The organism is Nocardia sputi (assembly GCF_023501985.1).
In genome coordinates this window covers 211,657-228,602 of the sequence record NZ_JAMFLC010000004.1, presented here as the reverse complement: position 1 = coordinate 228,602, position 16,946 = coordinate 211,657, and the positions used below count along the sequence as shown (strand labels likewise).

The 16,946-nt window shown below is 69.5% G+C and carries 17 protein-coding genes; 9 read left to right on the top strand and 8 right to left on the bottom strand.

Annotated features, from left to right (window positions below; genetic code table 11):
* Window positions 1-124 precede the first annotated feature (124 nt).
* Both M8859_RS08115 and M8859_RS08110 read left to right on the top strand, forming a co-directional pair.
* Window positions 125-2,212: an NAD(+) synthase gene (locus M8859_RS08115; RefSeq protein WP_249644063.1), complete on the top strand. Its 2,088-nt coding sequence runs from the start codon at window positions 125-127 to the stop codon at window positions 2,210-2,212.
* 59 nt (window positions 2,213-2,271) lie between these two features.
* Window positions 2,272-2,946, top strand: coding sequence for a suppressor of fused domain protein (locus tag M8859_RS08110; protein ID WP_159921702.1), 675 nt, complete (start codon window positions 2,272-2,274; stop codon window positions 2,944-2,946).
* On the opposite strand, the gene M8859_RS08105 is transcribed toward M8859_RS08110, so the two are convergent.
* From M8859_RS08105 to M8859_RS08075, 7 genes are all read right to left on the bottom strand, one after another.
* Entirely contained in the window at window positions 2,947-3,183 is a 237-nt protein-coding gene (locus tag M8859_RS08105) for a hypothetical protein (protein ID WP_159921704.1), read from the bottom strand.
* Window positions 3,184-3,189: 6 nt separating this feature from the next.
* Window positions 3,190-3,915 carry a Clp protease N-terminal domain-containing protein gene (locus tag M8859_RS08100; protein WP_159921706.1) on the bottom strand — a complete coding sequence of 242 codons (726 nt, stop codon included), beginning with the start codon at window positions 3,913-3,915 and terminating at the stop codon, window positions 3,190-3,192.
* 57 nt (window positions 3,916-3,972) lie between these two features.
* Entirely contained in the window at window positions 3,973-5,061 is a 1,089-nt protein-coding gene (locus M8859_RS08095; protein WP_195069647.1) for an NAD(P)/FAD-dependent oxidoreductase, read from the bottom strand.
* A gap of 80 nt (window positions 5,062-5,141) precedes the next feature.
* Window positions 5,142-6,071: an RNA polymerase sigma-70 factor gene (locus M8859_RS08090; protein ID WP_195069648.1), complete on the bottom strand. Its 930-nt coding sequence runs from the start codon at window positions 6,069-6,071 to the stop codon at window positions 5,142-5,144.
* Between the two features lie 139 nt (window positions 6,072-6,210).
* Window positions 6,211-7,128 carry a CDP-alcohol phosphatidyltransferase family protein gene (locus M8859_RS08085; protein WP_159921804.1) on the bottom strand — a complete coding sequence of 306 codons (918 nt, stop codon included), beginning with the start codon at window positions 7,126-7,128 and terminating at the stop codon, window positions 6,211-6,213.
* Window positions 7,128-7,856 (bottom strand): phosphatidylserine decarboxylase, encoded by a 729-nt coding sequence (locus tag M8859_RS08080; RefSeq protein ID WP_159921720.1) that lies wholly within the window; start codon window positions 7,854-7,856, stop codon window positions 7,128-7,130. The genes M8859_RS08085 and M8859_RS08080 overlap by 1 nt, the downstream gene beginning before the upstream one ends.
* A gap of 102 nt (window positions 7,857-7,958) precedes the next feature.
* Window positions 7,959-8,231 (bottom strand): GlsB/YeaQ/YmgE family stress response membrane protein, encoded by a 273-nt coding sequence (locus M8859_RS08075; RefSeq protein WP_159921722.1) that lies wholly within the window; start codon window positions 8,229-8,231, stop codon window positions 7,959-7,961.
* 221 nt (window positions 8,232-8,452) lie between these two features.
* On the opposite strand from M8859_RS08075, the gene M8859_RS08070 reads away from it, so the two are divergent.
* Window positions 8,453-9,481, top strand: a complete 1,029-nt coding sequence (locus M8859_RS08070) for a beta-ketoacyl-ACP synthase III (protein WP_159921724.1) — start codon at window positions 8,453-8,455, stop codon at window positions 9,479-9,481.
* A 91-nt stretch (window positions 9,482-9,572) separates the two neighbouring features.
* Here the strand turns inward: M8859_RS08070 and M8859_RS08065 are convergent, their stop codons facing one another.
* Window positions 9,573-10,028, bottom strand: coding sequence for an SRPBCC family protein (locus M8859_RS08065; protein WP_159921807.1), 456 nt, complete (start codon window positions 10,026-10,028; stop codon window positions 9,573-9,575).
* Between the two features lie 216 nt (window positions 10,029-10,244).
* Between M8859_RS08065 and M8859_RS08060 the strand changes: the two genes are divergently transcribed.
* The 6 genes from M8859_RS08060 (at window position 10,245) to M8859_RS08035 (ending at window position 16,889) form a co-directional block, all read left to right on the top strand.
* Complete coding sequence (locus M8859_RS08060; RefSeq protein ID WP_159921809.1) at window positions 10,245-10,442, top strand: hypothetical protein; 198 nt, start codon at window positions 10,245-10,247, stop codon at window positions 10,440-10,442.
* Window positions 10,443-10,495: 53 nt separating this feature from the next.
* Window positions 10,496-12,163: an NAD(P)/FAD-dependent oxidoreductase gene (locus M8859_RS08055; RefSeq protein ID WP_159921811.1), complete on the top strand. Its 1,668-nt coding sequence runs from the start codon at window positions 10,496-10,498 to the stop codon at window positions 12,161-12,163.
* A gap of 15 nt (window positions 12,164-12,178) precedes the next feature.
* The gene (locus tag M8859_RS08050) at window positions 12,179-13,681 is read left to right on the top strand and encodes an ATP-binding protein (RefSeq protein ID WP_159921813.1); all 1,503 of its coding nucleotides are present in this window, start codon (window positions 12,179-12,181) and stop codon (window positions 13,679-13,681) included.
* Window positions 13,678-14,031: a UBP-type zinc finger domain-containing protein gene (locus M8859_RS08045; protein ID WP_195069650.1), complete on the top strand. Its 354-nt coding sequence runs from the start codon at window positions 13,678-13,680 to the stop codon at window positions 14,029-14,031. The genes M8859_RS08050 and M8859_RS08045 overlap by 4 nt, the downstream gene beginning before the upstream one ends.
* 72 nt (window positions 14,032-14,103) lie before the next feature.
* A complete protein-coding gene (locus M8859_RS08040; RefSeq protein WP_159921817.1) occupies window positions 14,104-14,544 on the top strand; it encodes a hypothetical protein in 441 nt (146 codons plus the stop codon).
* 77 nt (window positions 14,545-14,621) lie between these two features.
* The gene (locus tag M8859_RS08035; protein ID WP_249644062.1) at window positions 14,622-16,889 is read left to right on the top strand and encodes an AAA family ATPase; all 2,268 of its coding nucleotides are present in this window, start codon (window positions 14,622-14,624) and stop codon (window positions 16,887-16,889) included.
* Window positions 16,890-16,946: the final 57 nt, after the last annotated feature.

The window sequence follows — 16,946 nt, the reverse complement described above, 5'->3', positions numbered from 1 at the left end:
GACCTACGATTCGCCCGTTCCGGCGCCGACGGCGAAAGCGCAGTTCAGAACGCCGCCCCGGTGACCTTCGGCATTCGGACGCCGCGCCCGCACGGCCGTGGCGGCGTAGATTCCGGGTGCGACCATGATCAACCCGATCCCGAGAGGGGAGCCGGTGACCGCCCTGCCGTTCGATTCGCTGTACCGCCACGGATTCGCGCGGGTGGCGGTCGCGGTACCCCGGGTACGGGTGGGCGACCCCGCCTACAACGTGGAGCAGACCGTGGAACTGGCCGCCCAGGCCGCGTCCGCGGACGCCGTGCTGACGGTGTTCCCCGAGCTGGGCTTGTCCTCCTACACCGCCGACGACCTGTTCCACCAGGACGCGCTGGACGCGGCGGTCGAAGCGGCGCTCGCCAGGCTCGTCGCGGCCAGCACGGACCTCGACACGGTTCTCGTGGTGGGCGCCCCGGTACGGGCCCAAGGCAGGTTGTTCAACTGCGCGATCGCGATCTGCCGGGGCCTCGTGCTCGGCGTCGCGCCGAAGAGCTACCTGCCGAACTATCGCGAGTTCTACGAGAAGCGCCAGTTCGCTGCGGCGCGGGAAGCGCTGGAGGATCACATCACCGTCGCCGGGCATCGAGCGCCGTTCGGCTCCGATCTGCTGTTCCGCGCGACCAACCTGGAGGACTTCGTCTTCCATCTGGAGATCTGCGAGGACGGGTGGGTTCCGTTGCCGCCGAGCGGCTTCGCCGCGCTGGCCGGTGCGACCGTGCTGGTCAACCTGTCCGCGAGCAATATCGTGATCGGGAAGGCGGACTACCGCCGGTCGCTGTGCACCTCCCATTCGGCGCGCTACCTCGCCGCGTATCTGTATTCCGCCGCCGGGACCGGCGAGTCCACCACCGACCTCGCCTGGGACGGGCAGGCGGTGATCTGCGAGAACGGCGATCTGCTCGCGGAGGGCGAGCGGTTCGCCGATCATCCCCAGCTGGTCACCGCCGACCTGGACTTGCGCCGCCTCGCCGCGGATCGCCTGCGCACCACAGCCTTCGCCGACAACGTGCACGACCACCGCGACCGGCTGGTCACGATGCGACGCATCGACGTGCGGCTGCCGGTCCCCGAGGAGCCGGTCACACTGCGCCGCGAGATCGAGCGCTTCCCCTACGTCCCCGCCGACCCGGCCGTACGCAGCGAGCGCTGCGCCGAGGTGCACCACATTCAGGTCGAGGGCCTGAGCACGCGGTTGCGCTCCACCGGCCTCGAGCGCGTGGTAATCGGAGTATCCGGCGGATTGGACTCCACCCAGGCGCTGATCGTGGCGGCCAAGACGATGGACCGGCTCGGCCTGCCGCGGGCGAACGTCTTGGCCTACACCATGCCCGGATTCGCGACCAGCACCAGGACCAGGACCGACGCGCACCGCCTGATGGCCGCCCTCGGCGTCACGGCACGCGAGATCGACATCCGGCCCTCGGCCACGCAGATGCTGCGCGACCTCGGCCACCCCGCGGCCGACGGGACGCCGCAGTACGACATCACCTACGAGAACGTGCAGGCGGGCGAGCGGACCTCGCATCTGTTCCGGCTGGCCAACATGCACGGCGCGCTCGTCGTCGGCACCGGGGACCTGAGCGAACTCGCGCTCGGCTGGTGCACCTTCGGCGTCGGGGACCACATGGCGCACTACAGCGTGAACGCCTCGGTACCCAAGACCCTGATCAAGTACCTGATCACCTGGGCGATGGACACCGATCAGCTCGGGCCCGAAGCGGGTGCGGTGCTGTCGTCGATTCTGCGCACCGAGATCTCCCCCGAGCTGATCCCGCATGCCGACTCCTCCGCGCCGGCCCAGAGTTCCGAGGCTACGGTCGGCCCGTACGAGTTGCAGGACTTCCACCTCTACTACGTGCTGCGCTTCGGCTACCGGCCCAGTCGCGTCGCCTACCTGGCCAGGCACGCCTGGTCCGATCCCGCGACCGGCCGCTGGCCCGATCTCGTCCCCGCCGACCAGCGCAACGCCTACGACCTCGCCACGATCAAGCACTGGCTGGGCGAGTTCTTGCTGCGCTTCGTGCAGACCAGCCAGTTCAAGCGCTCGACGCTGCCGAACGCGCCCAAGGTCGGCTCCGGCGGTTCGCTCTCGCCGCGCGGCGATTGGCGAGCGCCGAGCGACGCCTCGGCGGCGGCCTGGCTGGAGGAGCTCGCCCGCAACGTGCCGGACGCCTGACCCGGCGAAGCGTTCGACGCCCCGGCGTCGGCCGGATGCGCCCTGCCTATGGTGGCTGGGTGAGTGAAAAACCCGGCTGGGATGCCATCGATGAGGCGTTGCGGCCGCTGTACGGCGATATCGAGCCCTTCCACTGGGCGTCCGACCAACCGTGGTCTCTCGGCGGGTCCGACCCGCTCGACGGGATCAGCGCCTACGCCCGCACCGAACCGGTGCCGCACTGGCACTACATCAGCTACGGCATGACCGAGCTGTACGAGAAGGAATGGGACAACCCGGCGGAGTCCGGGTGGGGCTTCGAGTTCACCTTCCGCTTGGCACGCAGGCCCGACGAGACCGAACCGCCGGTGTGGCCGACGAACTTCGTGCAGAACCTCGCCCGCTACGTCTTCCAGTCGGGCAAGTGGTTCGAGCCCGGACACACCATCAAAGCGAACGGGCCGATCGCGGCGGGACGTGCCGACTGCACCAATCACGCCGTCTGCTTCGCGGTCGACCCGGAACTGGGCAGCATCCACACCCCGCACGGCCGCGTCCTGTTCTTGCAGATCGTCGGGCTGACCATGCGGGAATACCGAGCCGCGCAAGGTGGGCGCGCCCTTTCCCTGCTCGCCGAACTCCAACCGCGGCTTCCCCTGTACGTCACCGATATCCACCGCGAGCCTTTGATCACCGAGCCGAAGCCGCAAGCTCGATGGCCGCGCTGGGGAGGCGGCCTGGCGGGGCGAGGGTGATCAAGCCGCGTGCATCATCCGTCGTTCGACCGGAGCGCGCCGGGGCGGCCCGGCGCTCCACGCTCCTCGGGTGCGCAGCGCCCGGCGACGGCGCACCCGTGCGCTGTGCGCGCCACGCATCCCGTTGACGGCGTTGCGTATTCGGTGACCGGAATCCGCTCGCGAAGACTCGGTGATCACCAGTAGGGCCACCGTGACAGCGAGTACGATCCCCGCGCGGAGCTTCCCGCCGCTCATCGGGGATCAGGATTGCCCGGAGGTGAACGTCGCGAGCAGCTCGCCCAAATGCGTCTCGGCCCTGGCCTTGTCGACGCCGAGATCGCTGAGCAGACCGGCGCCGTTCTCCTGTTCCAGCAGCGCGAGCAGGACGTGCTCGGTGCCGATGTAGTTGTGCCCGAGGCGAAGCGCCTCGCGGAAGGTGAGCTCGAGTACTTTCTTGGCGTCCGGGCCGAACGGGATGAGCGTGGGGACCTCCCCCTCGCTCGGCGGCAGGGACGCCGACGCCGCGGCGGACAGCACATCGAGGGAGACGCCCTGGTGGACGAGCTCGTGCACCGCGAGTCCCTCCGGTTCCGTGAGCAGTCCCAGCACCACGTGCCCGAGCGCGATCTCCTTGTTGCCCGCGGTGCGCGCGGCCTCCTGCGCCGCCATCACGACCGCGCGCGCCCGCGGGGTGAACCGCGCGAAGCCCGCGTTCGGGTCCATGGCCGAGGCGGCGGCCGGATCGGGCGCTTTGGGCACGAACCGCTTCTGCGCGGCCTGTTTGCTGACGCCCATGCTCGCGCCGATGTCGGTCCACGAGGCGCCGGAGCGACGGGCTTGGTCCACGAAGTGGCCGATCAAGTGGTCGGCCACCTCGTCGAGGTGATTGGCCACGACGACGGCGTCGGACAGCTGCTCGAGCACGTTGTCGGGGCGGGCTTTCTTGATGCCTTCGATCAAATCGTCGAGGCGGAATTGTGAGGTCATGCGTCAACCATAGGTTGACGACAGCGCGTCGTCAACCAGTAGTTGACGATTGCCGCCTCAGGGTCTGGCAGCCCAGACCGCGCTGCGCACGATCCGCTCCTTCACCCATGCGCCCGTCCGTCCGGTCAGCACGATCCGGGCAGGAGTGTCGTCGGCGTGCACGGCCTGGACTACCGCGTCGCGCCGCCCGAGGCTGATGCACTGCAGCACATAGCGGAACCGCAGCGGCGCAGGCTCGCGGCCGCGCATCCGGGCGACGGCGGCGTCGGCCGCGTGCTTGCCGGTGGGCAGGGCCGTAGCACAGGCCATGCGCAGGTCACGCCCGCCCGGTCCCGCGATGACGGCCGCGTCCCCCGCCGCGTAGATGTCCGGGTGCGACACCGAACGCAGGGTGACGTCGGTCAGCACCCGGCCGTCGGAATCCACCGCCAAGCCGGCGCGCGCGGCGAGGGCGGGCACGCGAAAACCGGTGGTCCACACAGTGGTAGCGGCCTCGACCAGCGAACCGTCCGCCAAGCGCGGCCCCTCGGGCGAAACCTCGATCACCTTGGCGCCGGACCGGATCTCGACCCCCAGACGTTCCAAGGTCCGCCTGATGTGCGCCTGCGCCCGCGCCGAGAGCCAGGCGCCCGGTTCCTCCGAGCCGAGCAACAGCACCTTGGTCCCCGGGTGCGACTCGGCCAGTTCCGCCGCCAGTTCGATCCCCGTCGCCCCGGCCCCGACGATCGCCACGGGTCCGCGGACAGCCGACAGCGCGTGCACGTCTTCTTGCGTCGCGACCGAATACGCGTGCTCCGCCACGCCGGGGACGCTCTCGGCATCGGCGACGCTGCCGAGAGCGTAGATCAGGATGTCGTAGTCGAGGGCGGGTGCCACGTCGAGCACCACGCGCTTCGCAGCCGTGTCGATGTCCGTCGCCATGGCGCGCACGAAACCGATCTTCTTGCTTTCCAGCGCTTCCCGCAGATCCCACGAGGAAATCCGTTGCCCTGCCGCCTGCTGGTGCAGTCGTACTCGCTCGACGAACGACTCGTGAGCGTCCACCACGGTGATCCGCGCGCCCCGCGCCGTGCGAGCGAGCCTGCGTGCCGCCGCCAACCCCGCGTACCCCGCGCCGAGAACAACGATCCGATGCTGTCCGGTCATGATGTGGCTCCTTTCGATCGGCCATCACCCTTCAGACCGGACAGGCCCCCCGATCCTGACAACCCCGGCGGTGAAGCGCGTCACAGCCGGTGGTGGCGCCGGTCGGGCAGCGCGCCGACGCCGCCATCCGGCCCGCTCGACTCGGCGAAGTAGGACAATTTGTCCGGATTGACGATCAACCGCAGCGCGGTGACCACGCCGTCGGCCACATCGATGCCCATCACGAGCAGTGGCGCGCCGTCCACGCGCGCGACCACGGCGGGCGCGCCGTTGACCTCTTCCACCAGCAGCCGCATTCCCGGCACCTCCCAGCGCAACAGGCCCGCCAGGTAGCGCGCCACATTGTTCGCGCCGTGCACCGGGCGCCGTGCCGCGTTGATCTTGCCGCCGCCGTCGGCCGTCGCGCTCACGTCGGCGGCGAGCAACCGCTCCAGCGACTCGACATCACCTTCGCGTGCCGCCTTCGTGAACCGTTCGACCAGTTCGCGGGCATGCTCGGCCGAAATATCGAAGCGCGCCTTGCCTTCTCGCACGCGCAGGCCCGCCCGGCGGAAGATCTGCTGGGAGTTGGTCTCGGTCACGTCGAGCATGTCGGCGATCTCGCGGTGCGCGTACCCGAATGCCTCGCGCAGCACGAAGACGGCGCGCTCGATCGGGGTCAGCCGCTCCAGCGCGGTCAGCAGCGCGAGGGAGACCAGTTCGCGCTCTTCGACGGTCTCCAGCGGACCGAGTTCACCGCGCGCGGTCGGCACCGGCTCCGGCAGCCATGGGCCGACGTAGCTCTCCCGCCTGGCCCGCGCCGAAACCAGCCAGGTACGACAGATATTCACCAGCACGGTGGTCAACCACGCCTCGGCGGAGCGGATATTGCCGCGGTCGGCGCCGTCCCAGCGCAGATAGGTCTCCTGCACCGCGTCCTCGGCCTCACCCGCCGCGCCGAGCATTCGATAGGCGAGCGCGAACAGCCGCGGCCGATGCTCTTCGAATTCCCGCAGCCCGTCCGGCTCCATCGCTGTCCCGCCTCCCCGAGTATTCAGGCCGTGCCGGTCACTGCCGCGAGATTCGCGTGCAGCTCCCGCGTTCGGTGCCGCTCAGCTCTGGGCGTACCCGATGAGTCACCCATGTGCTCACGAATTCAATTGTTACCCGCTAGATGCCGGTTCCCGGCGGTGGGTGGCCGTTCTGGCGTTGCTTCGCACCAGGTCGGCGCAGGCGCAGACGAGCCGAGGAGCCACGAATGGCCGGACGCCGGATCGCGGGCAGCCGCCGGTTCGCCCGTCGTTGCGCACGCCGCTCGGCGGGCTTGTGGGTCCAGGTCTCCGGGCGCGCGGCCACCCAGCGCTGGGAATGCCAGGCGAAGGGGATGTGCCCCAGATACAGCGCGACCAGCACCAGCAGCAGCACGATCGGATAGGTGACCAGCGCCGCCGCGGCGAGCGCGACCAGCACCAGCAGCCCGGCCGCGGCCTGCGGGGCCACCGAGACCGACTTCATGGCCAGCGTCGGGATGGTGCTGACGCACAGCGCGGCCGCGAACACCGTCCACGCCGCGACCTCGTAGAAGCCGACCCACCAGCCGTCACCGAACTGCACGAGCAGCGCGACCGGCACCATCGCGATGAGCGCGCCCGCCGGAGCGGGCACGCCGACGAAGTACTCCCGCGCCCAGTCCGGCCGGGTGTCGTCGTCCATCAAAGTGTTGAACCGGGCCAGGCGCAGCACGATGCTGACCGCGAACAGCAGTGCGACGATCCATCCCACGCTGTTGCTGCTGAGCAGGGTCACATACAGCACAAGCGCGGGCGCGACGCCGAAGGAGATGGCGTCCGACAGCGAATCCAGCTCGGCGCCCATCTTCGTGGTGGCGTCGAGCATCCTGGCCAGTCTGCCGTCGAGGGTGTCCAGCACCGCTGCCGCGCCGATCATGGCCAGCGCGATACCGAGCTTGCCGTCGAGGCCGAACTTCACCGCCGACAGCCCGGAGCACAGCGCCAGGATGGTGACGATGCTGGGCAGCAGCCGGATGCTTCGCCGCCTGCGCCGCTGGGTGGGTACCGCCGCCTCCATCACGCGTCAGCGGGTGAGCCGAGCACGGCGAGCACGGTCTCGCCGCCGATGGTGCGCTGGCCGGGCTGTACGAGCAGTTCGGTGCCGGGCGGGAAGTACGTGTCGACCCGCGAGCCGAAGCGGATCAGTCCATAGGTGTCGGCGATGGTGAGCACGTCACCGACCTGGGCGTCGCAGACGATGCGGCGCGCGAGCAGCCCGGCGATCTGCACCACGACGATCCGTTCGCCCTCCGGGGTCTCCAGGACCATGCTGTTGCGCTCGTTCACCGAGCTCGCCTCGGGCAGGTCCGCGGAACGGAACTGACCGGGCTGGTGCAGCACGGTTCGCACTGTGCCGGAAACCGGCGTCCGCTGCACGTGGACGTCGAGCACGGACAAGAAGATGCTGACCCGGGGCAGCGGTTGATCGCCGAGACCCAGCTCGGCGGGGGGAGCGGCGGTGTCGACCAAGGCGATCTCGCCGTCGGCGGGGGCCACCACGACGCCAGGCCGGTTCGGCGGCACGCGATGCGGGTGGCGGAAGAACGTCGCGCAGGCAGCCGCGGCGAACAAGCCCGTACGCCGCACCCACTTGCGCTTGCCGCCGACCACGGCGACCGCGATGGGTGCGGCGACGAACGGAAGCCCGGCGGGATGCAACGGAGGGATCGCGTTGCGGACCAGATCGACGACGTGGCCGACTCCGGTTCGTTCAGGCGTGCCGGGCGGGGTGGGACGGCGGGCCACAGGCTCCTCTTTCGTGCTCGATGCAGACGGATTGCGCCCCTCAACGATAGGACCGGCGCAAGCGTTCACACCTTACGGGAAGGGAGCCTGTGGCACGCGAGGTCAGGACCTGACGCGAGAGCCCATGACCAGCCGAACCAGGAACAGCAAGATGATCGCGCCACCCAGGCAGGTGAAGAAGCTGAACCAGAGTCCGGCGCCCTCGACATCGACTCCGAACAGCCTCAGCAGGAACCCACCGAGCAGGCCACCGATCACCCCGACGACGATATTCAGCAGAATGCCCTGCTGCGCGTCCGTCTTCATGATCTTGCTGGCGATCCATCCGGCGAGACCGCCGATGATGATCCATCCGATAATCCCGAGACCGAGCATGGTGTCCTCGCATCCTAGTTGGGCCACGCCTCGTGCAGCGGTGGCGTGCGTCGGGGGAGATACCCACCGATTGTCGAAATACGCGCGGCAAATGAGCGACTTTCGGGCTAATATGAGGAGGCCTCATGTCTATCCACCGATGGACAGTGGCTGATGAGGGACCGATTTCGATGCTTCGGGGAACACCCGGCGGCGCCGCCGCAGGTACATAGGAGACGCAGATGGCTGCTCGAATCGCCCAGACCACCGGGGCAGAGCACACGGCGATCCTCGGGCTCGGCGTTTACCGCCCTGCTCGAGTGGTCACCAACGACGAGGTGGCGGGTCCGATCAACTCGAGCGACGAGTGGATCAGGACCAGATCGGGCATCAAGACCCGGCGGTTCGCCGACGAATCGGAGACGATTCAGAGTATGAGCGTCGCGGCTTCGCGCGGCGCGCTGGAATCTTCGGGCATCGCGGTCGACCAAGTCGATTGCGTGATCGTTGCTACCTCCACCCATCTGTTGCTGACCCCGGCCGCTGCCCCGCGCATCGCCACCGAGCTCGGCATGAACGGCGCCGCCGCCTTCGACGTCTCGGCCGGTTGCGCGGGTTTCTGTCACTCGATCGCGCTGGCGTCGGATCTGGTCCGGGCCGGTACCGCCGCGCACGTGCTCGTGATCGGTGTGGAGAAACTGACGAACACGGTCAACCCCACCGACCGCTCCACCGCCTTCCTCTTCGCCGACGGCGCGGGCGCGGTGATCGTCGGCCCCTCCGACGAGCCGGGCATCGGCCCCACCGTATGGGGCTCGGACGGCACCCAGCATCACGCCATCCGGCAGGACAAGGACTGGATGGAGTACTTCCACGAGATCGACGAGAAGGGCTTGGACGCAGTGCGGCCCTATCTGGCCATGGAGGGCACCGCGGTGTTCCGGTGGGCCGCGCACTCGTTGGAGAAGGTGTGCCGCGACGCCATCGACCGCGCCGGTCTGTCCCCAGAGGACCTGGACGCGATGATCCCGCACCAGGCCAACGGCCGGATCATCGAGATCATGGCCCGGGTGCTGAAGCTGCCGGAGCACTGCGCGCTCGCCAACGACATCGAGGAGGCGGGCAACACCTCCGCCGCCTCGATCCCGCTGGCCATGGAAGGGCTCCTGCGCAAGGGCGAGTCGAAGCCGGGTGACACGGCGCTGCTCATCGCGTTCGGTGCGGGTCTGTCCTACGCGGCCCAGGTCGTCAACCTGCCCAACTGGAAGTAGCTCACGCGAACAGCTCCGCCCTCCCGGTCGCGCGCCGGGGGGCGGGCCACGGCTGGGGGGTGAGGGCGCGGGGGCGCGCGACCGCGTGCGCTCAGGCGCCGGTCTCGACCGCCTTCTTGATCTTGCCCAGCGTCTCGTTCATGCCGCGCACCAGATCTTCCTCGAACGAGGCCTCGCCACCGAGCGCGACATCGATCCCTTTGCGGGAAAACCAGGTGGTGCCGTTGGGCACATCCCGCCGCTCGATCAGCCGCGTGCCGGATTCGGTCGGCTCCAGGGTGTAGCTCCACACCGTCCGGTTCTCGTTGACCTTGAAGGCCCAGGCCTGGTTCGGCTCGAACCGCACGATACGGGCGGTGGTCGGCCAGAATTTCTTGCCGTCCCGGTTGAGGTTGATCGTCCAGGTGCCCGCCGCGGGCCTGCCCAGCGCCACCATGCGGACGCACTGTGGGCTGAACTCCGGCATCCGCCTCAGATCGGAGACCACCGCCCACACCCGCTCCGGGGGCGCGGCGATGTCGATGCTGGCTTCGAGATTTTTCGGCAACGCTGCCTCCGGGTGACGAGCGACGGACCGACGACCATCCGTCCGAGCGCTTACGGTCGATTCGCGCACATTTTAGACGGGAGGACAGTTGCGTCACATTTCCGCTATACGCGCACCGGCCGCTGTAATGAACGGCGCACAATAACGGATAGATGAAGCAACAGACCAACAGACACTGCCTCCGACTTTCGACGTCCCCACGTGAGGTGATCGGCCGTGAAACTGCGCTCCCTGCTGCATCGTCGACCAGCGGACCAGGTTCCGCTACTGCCGGCTATCGAGCCCGAGAACGGGCGAAGAGCCTCCGGCGCCTCGGCGTCCCTGCGCAGCGTCCGCGCGGCCGCGCAGGAAGAACGCCTGGAGCGCCTGCTCACTCCGAGTGAGCTCGATCTCGTTCTGCGTCGTCGGCTCTGAGCTCTGCGCGAACGCCCACGACAGAGCCCGTCCAGAGGCTCCATACTCGTCAGGTGACTTCACCCGCTGCTACGAAACCGGCCATCCTGAGCGTCGATGACGATCCGGGTGTTTCCCGGGCGGTCGTGCGCGACCTGCGCCGCCGTTATGGCGCCGATTACCGGATTCTGCGCGCGGAATCGGGTGCGCAAGCGCTCGACGCGCTTCGCGAGATGAAGCTGCGCGGCCAGCCGGTCGCGGTATTGATCGCCGACTATCGGATGCCGGGCATGGATGGCATCGAGTTCTTGGAGCAGGCCATGGACCTGCACCCCTACGCGCGTCGCGTGCTGCTGACCGCCTATGCCGACACCAATGCCGCGATCGACGCGATCAACGTCGTGGACTTGGACCACTACCTGCTCAAGCCGTGGGATCCGCCGGAGGAGAAGCTCTACCCGGTGCTGGACGGCCTGCTGGAGGCCTGGCGCAGCAGTGAGCATCGTCCGGTCACCGAGACGAAGGTGGTCGGCAATCGCTGGTCGCCGCGCTCGTCGCAGGTGCGGGAGTTCCTCGCCCGCAACCAGCTGCCCTACCGGTGGTACCTGGCCGACGAGCCCGAGGGCGCGCGGCTGCTGGAGGCGGCGGGAGCCGACCCGGAGCGCTGTCCGGTGGTGATCACCTCGGCGGGCGAGGCGCTCGTGCAGCCCACCGACAGCGAACTGGCGCAGAACGTCGGCCTGACCGTCGACCCGGCGGGCGAGTTCTACGACCTGATCGTGGTCGGCGGCGGTCCAGCCGGTCTCGGCGCGGCGGTATACGGCGCGTCCGAGGGTTTGCGCACGGTGCTCGTGGAGCGGACCGCCACCGGCGGACAGGCCGGGCAGAGTTCGCGCATCGAGAACTATCTCGGCTTCCCCGACGGCCTGTCCGGCGCGCAGCTGGCCGACCGGGCGCGGCGGCAGGCCGCGAAATTCGGCGCGGAGGTGATCACCACCCGCGAGGTGGTCGGGCTGGAGGTCAACGGGTCCGCGCGCACCGTGCGGTTCGCCGACGGCGGCAGCCTGTGCGCGCACACCGTGATCATCGCGACCGGCGTCGACTACCGCCGCCACCCGGCGCCCGGCGTCGACGACTTCACCGGGCGCGGCGTCTACTACGGCTCGGCCATGACCGAGGCGTCCGAGTGCGCCGATCACGAGGTCTACATCGTGGGCGGCGCGAACTCCGCGGGGCAGGCCGCGGTGTTCCTGTCCCGCAACGCGCGCACAGTGCACCTGGTGGTCCGGGCGGATTCGCTGGAACAGTCGATGTCGCACTACCTGATCCAGCAGATCGCGCAGATCGCGAACATCGAGGTGCACACGAACACCGAGGTGATCGCCGCCGACGGTGGCGATCACCTGCAGCAGATCGTGCTGCGCGACAACCGGACCGGAGCCGAGGAGAAGGCCGACGCGGAGCGGCTGTTCCTGTTCATCGGCGCCGCGCCGCAAACCGATTGGCTCGACGGCGTGGTCACGCGCGACAGCGCCGGTTACGTGCTCGCCGGGCCGGACCTCATGGTCGACGGCGCGCGCCCCGCCGGCTGGGAACTACCCCGGCCCCCGCATCATCTCGAGACGAGCGTGCCCGGCGTGTTCGTGGCAGGCGACGTGCACGCCGAATCGGCCAAGCGCGTCGCCTCCGCCGTCGGCGAGGGTGCGATGGCCGTCATGCTCGTGCACCGCTATCTCGCCTGATCAGGAGGCTGCCAGATGACTTCGAACCCGACCGCGGACCGCCGTAGCCGGCTGGTCTGCGACCCCGCCGAGCTGCGCACCTTGTTCCTGTTCGAGAAGCTGAGCGACGAGCAGCTGGCCTGGCTGTGCGCCGACGGCCGGATCGAGACCATCGAGCCGGGGGTCGTCTACCACGAAGGCGAACCGGCCACCTGCCTCTACGTGCTGATGGACGGCGAGGTGGTGCTCACCAAGCAGTCCAGCGGCGCGGAGATCGAGCTGGTCCGCACCGAGCACCGCGGCTCATACGCGGGGGCGTGGATGTCCTACATCGGCGACAAGGTCGAGCAGACCTACAACAGCTCGCTGCACGTGACGCGGCCGTCGCGGTTCTACGTGCTCGACGCCGAAGTCTTCGCCCGGATGATGCGCGAGTGGTTCCCGATGGCCGTCCACCTGCTCGAGGGCGTGTTCTTCGGCAGCCGCAACACGAATGCGCGCATCGGTGAGCGCGAACGGCTGCTCGCGCTCGGTTCGCTGTCGGCGGGCCTCACCCACGAGCTGAACAATCCGGCCGCCGCCGCGGTGCGCGCCACCTCGGGTCTGCGCGAGCGGGTCGCGGGCATGCGGCACAAGCTGGCGATGATGGCGGAAGGCAAGTTCGACGCGGCGTCCTTGGGCGCCTTGGTGCGCCTGCAGGAGGAAGCTGCCGCCCAGGTCGCGAAGGCGCCGGAACTCACGCCGATGGAGGCCGCCGACCGGGAGGACCTGCTCGGTGAATGGCTCGAGGAGCACGGGATCGCCGACGGCTGGAACCTCGCGCCGAACTTCGTGCAGGCCGGTTTCGACACCGACTGGCTGGAGCGGGTGGCCGCCACCCTGGAGGGTTCTCCGGAGCAGGTGTTCCAAGGCGCGATCCGCTGGTTGAACTACACCATCGAGACCGAGCTGCTGATGAACGAGATCGCCGACTCGACGACGCGCATCTCCTCGCTGGTCGACGCCGCGAAGCAGTATTCGCAGATGGACCGGGCGCCCTTCCAGGTGGTCGACGTCCACGAACTGCTGGACAGCACGCTGGTGATGCTCAGCCGCAAGATCGGCGACGGGGTGCGCGTGGTCAAGGAGTACGACCGGAGCTTGCCGCAGGTGCCCTGCTACGCGGCCGAACTGAACCAGGTGTGGACCAACCTGATCGACAACGCCGTGTACGCGATGAACGGCAGCGGCACGCTGACCATCCGCACCAGGCACGAGAACGACTGCGCGGTCGTGGAGATCGGCGACACCGGGCCGGGTATCCCGCCGGAGGCCCGCAACCGGATCTTCGAACCGTTCTTCACCACCAAGCCGATGGGCGAGGGCACCGGGCTCGGGTTGGACATCTCGTTCCGCATCGTGGTCAACAAGCACAACGGCGACATCCGGGTGGACTCCGAGCCGGGCGACACCAGGTTCACCGTCTGGTTGCCGCTTCGCCGCCCCGAACAAGAGCAGATCGATGCCGTCGCCGCGACGATCACGGAAGGACAGTCATGACCGAGCAAGTCGCGGGCATCGATCCCGCGGTCCCACCCAGCGGCCCCGGTTGCCTGGAGTGCGAGCAGAACAGCGGCTGGTGGGTGCATCTGCGCCGCTGCGCCCAGTGCGGGCATGTCGGCTGCTGCGACACCTCGCCCGCGCAGCACGCGACCCAGCACGCGAAGAGCACCGGACACCCGTTCATCCAGAGTTTCGAGCCGGGCGAGGACTGGTACTACAACTTCGAAACCGAGCAGATGTACACGGACGGACCGGAATTGGCTCCACCGCGCAGTCATCCAGCCGATCAGGGCGCGCCGGGCCCGCGTGAGCGGGTTCCGTCGGATTGGCAGGCACACATCCACTGACCCCGGGAAAACCGGTACGCTGCTGCGAACGCCGGGCCTTCCGGCGCCACGATCCACCCGGGAAAGCACGGTATGAAACGAATTTCCACCATCGTCCTGGCTGTCGGGACGGTGGGTTTCCTGCTGGCAGGCTGCGGCGGAGCGGACGAGTCCAGCGACGCGAACGCATCGCGCCAGAGTTCCCTGAGCGCGACGATCTCCGCCCCGGCCACGCGCACCACGACCGCTCCCGACGCCGCGACGACGAGCGATTCGGCGCCGACCGACACCCCGGCCACGACGAAGGACAGCGACTCCTCCCTCGGTCCCGCCTCCAGCACCACCTGCGGTGAGTTCCGGAAGCTGGACACCGACGCGGAGAAGGCGCTGATCGAGCAGATCCTGGCGGAAAACCCGGGTGGCCCGTTCGACGGCAGTCCGAACGTCGCGCTGGGCACGGCCAAGCTGGTGTGCCTGTCGCCGAGCGTCGCCGACACCTCGGTCGCGGTGGCCGCCGGAATCGTGCGGAAGTAGCCGGTAGATCGCGGTCCGCGGCCATACCGAGACGACGGACCGTGACCGAGGGCGGGGGCGCGCGGCAGAATGGCACAGTGGCAGAACTGGCACTCACCGCCCGCCTGAATCCCTCGGCCGCCGACGCCCGGCGGGGGGTGGTCCGACTGCATCCGGAAGCGCTGACCGCGCTGGGGTTGCGGGAGTGGGACGGAATCATGCTGGTCGGCTCACGACGCACGGCCGCTGTGGTCGGCGTCGCTCGCCAGGGAACGCCCGCCGGGGTCGCCCTGCTCGATGACGTCACGCTGTCCAACGCCGGACTGCGCGAGGATTCGACGGTGGTGGTCTCCCCCGCGACCGTCTACGGCGCGAAACAGATCGCGGTGAGCGGCTCGGTGCACGCCACCCGCACGATCCCGGCCGCGACACTGCGGCAGGCGCTGCTCGGGAAGGTCGTCACGGTCGGCGACGCGGTCTCCTTGCTGCCGCGCGACCTCGGACCCGACATCAGCTCCACGGCCGCCACCTTGGCGCTGTCGCGCACCTTCGGGATCGCGTGGACCACGGAGTTGCTCACCGTCACCGCCACCGATCCGCGCGGGCCGGTGAGCGTGCAGCCGAATACCGCGGTGGTCTGGGGCGCGGGAGCGGTCGCCGCGCGGTACGCCGCCGATCTGGCCTCGGCCGGGACCCCGATCCCGGTTGGCGAGGCCTCGCGCGGCGCCACCGAAGCCGCCGTCTTCGGCACGGCGGCGGGCAACAACGGCGTCGCGACCGGGCGGACCGCGGCGGCCAGGGACACCACGCCGAGCATCTCGGTCGATGACCTGCCGGGAGTGCGCGGCCAAGCCGCGAAGCTCGACGAATGGCTCAGTCTCGCCTTGGACGAGCCCGAACTGCTGCGCACGCTCGGCGCACGACCTCATCTCGGCGTGCTGATCACCGGCCCGGCCGGCGTCGGCAAAGCCACTCTGGCCCGGGCGGTCGCGTCGCCGCGGCGCGTCGTGGAACTCGACGGTCCCACCATCGGTGCGGCCGAGAGCGGCGCACGGCTGCGCGAAGTCGCCGAGGCGGTGGCCGACATCGGCTGCGGCCAGGGCGGCGTCCTGCTGATCACCGACATCGACGCGCTGCTGCCCGCGGATGCCGAGCCGGTCGCCACGCTCATCCTCGACCAATTGCGCGCCGCGATCGCCGAACCCTGCGTCGCGTTCCTCGCGACCACGGCGCACCCCACCGGAATCGACCAGCGACTGCGGGCGCCCGACCTGTGCGACCGCGAACTCGCGCTGCCGCTGCCCACCGCCGCCGTGCGCAAGCAGCTGCTGGAACAGCTGCTGCGCAAGGTGCCGACCGCGGAGCTGAAACTCGACGAGGTCGCCGCGCGCACGCCGGGCTTCGTGGCCTCCGATCTCGCGGCGCTGTGCCGGGAGGCGGCGCTGCGCGCGGCGTCGCGGGCCAGGGAGCACGGCGAACCGCAGCTCACCCAGCCGGACCTGCTCGGCGCGCTGGAGGTCATCCGGCCGCTGTCGCGCTCGGGCATGGAGGAACTCGCCATCGGCAGCCTGGGTCTGCACGACGTCGGCGACATGGTGGAGACCAAGCAGGCGTTGACCGAGGCGGTGCTGTGGCCGCTGCGGCACCCGGACTCCTTCGCCCGCCTCGGCATCGAACCGCCGCGCGGGGTGCTGCTCTACGGCCCGCCCGGCTGCGGCAAGACTTTCCTGGTGCGCGCGCTGGCGGGGACCGGTCAGCTCAGCGTGCACGCGGTCAAGGGCGCCGAGCTGTTGGACCGGTGGGTCGGTTCGTCGGAGCGGGCGGTGCGCGAGCTGTTCCAGCGAGCGCGCGATTCGGCGCCCTCGCTGATCTTCCTGGACGAGGTGGACGCGCTGGCCCCCCGCCGCGGCCAGAGCGCCGACGCCAGCGTCGGCGACCGAGTGGTCGCGGCTCTGCTCACCGAGCTCGACGGCGTGGAACCGCTGCGCGACGTAGTGGTTCTCGGCGCGACCAACCGCCCCGATCTGATCGACCCGGCGTTGCTGCGGCCGGGCAGGTTGGAACGGCTGGTCTTCGTGCCGCCCCCGGATGCCGCCGCCCGCAGGGAGATCCTGCGCACGGCGGGCCGCGCGGTGCCGCTGGCCGACGACGTCGACCTCGAAGCCCTCGCACAGCAATTGGACGGCTACTCAGCGGCCGACTGCGCCGCGCTGCTGCGCGAGGCCGCGCTCACGGCGATGCGCCGGGACATGCAAGCGGCCGACGTCACCGCGGATGACGTGCAGGCCGCCCAAACCGTGGTGCGGCCATCGCTCGACCCGTCGCAAGTCGACGCGCTGCGCCGCTACGCCCTGGATCGAGGATAGGCCGCGCAAATCGCCCCGTTACGGGCAATTTGTCGGCAATCACAAGATCGCGCGCGA